The organism is Pseudomonas brassicacearum, assembly GCF_003732265.1.
Taxonomy (GTDB): domain Bacteria; phylum Pseudomonadota; class Gammaproteobacteria; order Pseudomonadales; family Pseudomonadaceae; genus Aquipseudomonas; species Aquipseudomonas brassicacearum_D.
The window spans coordinates 1-468 of the sequence record NZ_MOBK01000240.1 but is presented as its reverse complement, the minus strand read 5'-3'; the positions used below and the strand labels follow the sequence as shown (position 1 = coordinate 468).

The 468-nt window shown below is 55.1% G+C and carries 1 protein-coding gene; it reads right to left on the bottom strand.

The window, feature by feature from the left end:
• On the bottom strand, positions 1-386 hold a 386-nt coding region (locus BK660_RS31050; protein ID WP_473087029.1), incomplete at its 3' end, for a transposase.
• Positions 387-468 lie beyond the last annotated feature (82 nt).

Genomic DNA, 468 nt, shown 5'->3' with positions numbered 1-468 from the left:
TGGCGTAAAGCCCCCAAGCGTTTCTCAGTAGATGCCAAGTGATTACCGTCCACTATCCGAATCTGCCAACCCGGCAGCATCGTCGTGCAACCCAGCTGTTTGATGGTTGGAGCCAGGCGTTGTGCACAGCCTGTAACCAGAGCGCGCAACAGCGCGGGTTCGGTACGACTGATCTTGTCGTAGAGGGCCGCCAAGCTGACAGGAAGATCTTCCAGTTGCCGCGCGGCGGCGTGCAGGGATGGCTTCAAGCCCAATGAAACAAGGGACATCAGCTTGACGATGGTCGAGAACAGTAGCTCACGAGAATACTGCCGTTGCCGATGCTCTTCGAAAACCTGATCGACCCACTCAGGGGCAATAGCCTGCTCCAGCGCCAATTTAGCCATGACACTGGCGGGTGCTTTTTTCTCGAAACGATCTAGAAAATCGGCCCACATCGTTTGTGATCCCTGAATGAAATTTCAGGGG